Below are 3,718 nucleotides of genomic sequence, written 5' to 3' on the forward strand. Positions count from 1 at the left end.
GTGCTGTGTTTTCCAACAAAAAACCCGTCCACTTTCAACGGGCTTTTGCGTTTTTGGCTCCCCGACCTGGGCTCGAACCAGGGACCTACGGATTAACAGTCCGGCGCTCTACCGACTGAGCTATCGGGGAACAAACAAGCAACAGCAGAGAAACGAGATTGTATGGAGTGTTCGCTAACCTGTCAACACTTTGGGGCCACGGCGCATAAAAATTTTTGCGGCCGCCGCGCGATCAGCGCTCGAGCAGGTGCAGCTTGTCCTGCACGTCCTTCCACTCGTCCGCGTCGGCCGGCGCCGGCTTGGTCTTCGTGATCGACGGCCAATTCTTCGCCAGCTCGGCATTCAGCTCGGTGAACTGCTGCTGGTCGCCCGGAACGTCTTCTTCGGCATAGATCGCATTGGTCGGGCATTCGGCGACGCACACGGCGCAGTCGATGCACTCGTCCGGATCGATGGCGAGAAAGTTGGGACCTTCACGGAAGCAATCCACCGGGCACACATCCACGCAATCCGTGTATTTGCACTTGATGCAGCCTTCGGTCACAACGTGAGTCATTAAAACGCTCCTGCTTGGCGGTATATATGGGGTGGCGTTTGCGCCAAAAGCGGCATTGTAACTGAAGCGCAAAACCCGCATGACGAGGTCGGCTATCCGGCTTATATCGTTTCGTGATTAGTTTATGGGGTGCGCAAGACGGACCCGCATACCGGCACCGGCACGATACGGCAGGGCGGGCGGCGGGGCGGTTTCACGATGGTCCGGCCCGCATTCGGGTAACATGACCGACAGACCGGGCGGCGCGCGGTGCGCCGGGGCCCGGTCACGATATTGGCGCTGCCGTCATCATGATCATCACTTCGCTGCTCGACACGGATCTCTACAAGTTCACGATGATGCAGGTCGTCCTGCATCACTTCCCGGCTGCAAACGTCGAATACCGCTTCCGGTGCCGCACGCCCGGCGTCGATCTCGTGCCGTACATCGACGAGATTCGCGACGAGGTGCGCGGCCTGTGCTCGCTGCGCTTTGCCGACGTCGAACTCGACTACCTGCGGCGGATGCGCTTCATCAAGAGCGACTTCGTCGACTTCCTCGCGCTGTTCCACCTGAACGAGAAGTACATCTCGATCACGCCGTCGCCGAAGGGCAACGGCGAAATCGACATCGTGATCGAGGGGCCGTGGCTGCATACGATCCTGTTCGAGATCCCGGTGCTCGCGATCGTCAACGAAGTCTATTTCCGCAACACGCAGCGCGAGCCCGACTATCGCGAAGGGCGCGAGCGGCTGCGCGAGAAGATCAAGCTGCTCGGCGCGAAGCCCGAATTCGCCGACTGCAAGATCGCCGACTACGGCACGCGCCGGCGCTTCTCGAAGGTCTGGCACGAGGAAGTCGCGCTCACGCTGCGTGACGGGCTCGGCCCGCAGTTCGCGGGCACGAGCAACGTGCTGTACGCGATGAAGCACGACATCACGCCGCTCGGCACGATGGCGCACGAATACCTGCAGGCGTGCCAGGCGCTCGGCCCGCGGCTGCGCGACTCGCAGATCTACGGCTTCGAGATGTGGGCGAAGGAATATCGCGGCGACCTCGGGATCGCGCTGTCGGACGTCTACGGGATGGACGCGTTCCTGAACGACTTCGACATGTACTTCTGCAAACTGTTCGACGGTGCGCGCCACGATTCGGGCGATCCGTTCGAGTGGGGCGAGCGGATGCTGCGCCATTACGAGGCGAACCGGTGCGACCCGCGCACCAAGGTGCTCGTGTTCTCGGACGCGCTCGACATCCCGAAGGTCATGCAGCTGTACGAACGGTTCCGCGGCCGCTGCAAGCTCGCGTTCGGCGTCGGCACCAACCTCACCAACGATCTCGGCTACGTGCCGCTGCAGATCGTGATCAAGATGGTTCGCTGCAACGGCCAGCCGGTCGCGAAGCTGTCCGATTCGCCGGGCAAGAGCATGTGCGACGACAAGGCGTATCTCGCGTACCTGCGGCAGGTGTTCGGCATCGCGCAGCCGGTCGACGAAGACGCGTCGAAGTAGGCGTCGGCCGTTCGGCCGAAGGTGTGTCGCGGCAGGGGTGGCCGGTATAATCCGACGTATTGCACGCCAACGTCACGAGGACCGTTCATGGACACTTCCGCTGCCCGTCGCCAGATCCTCGCGCGCATCCGCGCGGCGCAGGGGCGCGCGGCCGAACCCGATGCAGCGGAGCGCGACGGCGTCGCCGACTATCTCGCCCGTCATCCGGAGGGCCCGCGCCCGCCGGCGCCGGCCGACCTCGTCGCGGCTTTCGTCGACGAAGCGGGGCGCCTGTCGACCACGGTCGACGAAGTCGCGACGCTGGCCGATGTGCCCGCCGCCGCCGCCCGCTATCTTGCCGCTCATGGTCTGCCGACGCAGGCCGTCGCATGGCGCACGCTGGCCGATCTCGACTGGGCCGGCGCAGGCCTGTCGGTCGAGTGCCGCAAGCCGCGCGACGGTGATCTCGTCGGCCTGACCGGCTGCTTCTGCGCGACCGCCGAAACGGGGTCGCTGGTGTTGCTGTCCGGCCCCGACACTTACGCATCGGCCGGCCTGCTGCCGGAAACCCACATCGCGATCGTGCCGGCGTCACGCATCGTCGCCGGTCATGAAGACGCGTTCGCACTGATTCGCGCGGAGCGCGGCGAGTTGCCGCGCGCGGTCAATTTCGTGTCGGGCCCGTCGCGCACGGGCGACATCGAGCAAACGATCATTCTGGGCGCGCACGGCCCGTACCGCGTGCACGCGATCGTCGTACGGGGCGCCTGACGCGCCCGCTGCATTCACCCCTACTCGACAAGGAAGTTCCGCATGAAACGACATGCCGCCTGGGCGGGCATGGCGTCGGGAATCGCGCTTGGCGCCGCTCCCGCGCTCGCATCGGCCGCCACGCTCGACGGTGCCACGCTGTCCGCGCTCTGGGGCATCCCGTTCGCGGGAATCCTGCTGTCCATCGCGCTGTTCCCGCTCGTCGCCCCCGTGTTCTGGCATCACCACTTCGGCAAGATCGCGGCCGGCTGGGCGATCGTGTTCCTGGCGCCGTTCGCGGTCGCGTTCGGCGCCGGCACCGCATTCGGCACGCTCGTGCATGCGCTGCTCGAGGAATACATTCCGTTCATCGTGCTGCTCACCGCGCTCTACACGGTCGCGGGCGGCATCTGCGTGAACGGCAACCTGCATGGCTCGCCGAAGCTGAATACCGCGATCCTCGCGCTCGGCACGCTGCTCGCGAGCGTGATGGGTACGACGGGTGCCGCGATGCTGCTGATCCGGCCGCTGCTGCGCGCCAACGACAACCGCAAGCATGTCGTGCACGTCGTGATCTTCTTCATCTTCCTCGTCGCGAACGCGGGCGGCTCGCTGTCGCCGCTCGGTGATCCGCCGCTGTTCCTCGGCTTCCTGAACGGCGTGAGCTTCTTCTGGACGACCACCCATCTCGCGCTGCCGATGCTGTTCATCTGCGTGGTGCTGCTGACGCTGTTCTTCGTGCTCGATACGTACTTCTACCGGAAGGGCGGCGAGGAGCGGCCGGCCGCGCTCGATCCGACGCCCGACGGCGCGGCGCTGTCGATCGACGGCAAGATCAACTTCGTGCTGTTGGCGGCCGTGATCGCGCTCGTGCTGATGAGCGGCGTGTGGAAGCCGGGCATCTCGTTCGACGTGTGGGGGACGCACGTCGCGCTGCAGAATC

General features: G+C 65.0%; 4 protein-coding genes and 1 tRNA gene. 3 read left to right on the forward strand and 2 right to left on the reverse strand.

All coding sequences use genetic code 11. The features are described 5' to 3' along the window. Nucleotides 1–54: 54 nt before the first annotated feature. A tRNA-Asn gene (locus tag JMF90_RS28310) sits at nucleotides 55–130 on the reverse strand. Between the two features lie 102 nt (nucleotides 131–232). Beyond that, nucleotides 233–556, reverse strand: coding sequence for a ferredoxin FdxA (fdxA, locus tag JMF90_RS28315; RefSeq protein ID WP_011544919.1), 324 nt, complete (start codon nucleotides 554–556; stop codon nucleotides 233–235). 290 nt (nucleotides 557–846) lie between these two features. On the opposite strand from fdxA, the gene pncB reads away from it, so the two are divergent. The 3 genes from pncB to JMF90_RS28330 all read left to right on the forward strand — a co-directional run. After that, complete coding sequence (pncB, locus tag JMF90_RS28320) at nucleotides 847–2,046, forward strand: nicotinate phosphoribosyltransferase (protein ID WP_011544920.1); 1,200 nt, start codon at nucleotides 847–849, stop codon at nucleotides 2,044–2,046. Between the two features lie 87 nt (nucleotides 2,047–2,133). Further along, on the forward strand, nucleotides 2,134–2,796 hold the full coding sequence (locus tag JMF90_RS28325) for a lactate utilization protein C (RefSeq protein WP_011544921.1): 663 nt from the start codon (nucleotides 2,134–2,136) through the stop codon (nucleotides 2,794–2,796). Between the two features lie 42 nt (nucleotides 2,797–2,838). After that, a partial coding sequence (locus tag JMF90_RS28330; RefSeq protein ID WP_201325718.1) for a sodium:proton antiporter occupies nucleotides 2,839–3,718 on the forward strand: 880 nt, incomplete at its 3' end.

Origin of the sequence: Burkholderia sp. E168m23, assembly GCF_016586125.1 — a bacterium.
In the GTDB taxonomy this organism is placed as follows: domain Bacteria; phylum Pseudomonadota; class Gammaproteobacteria; order Burkholderiales; family Burkholderiaceae; genus Burkholderia; species Burkholderia orbicola.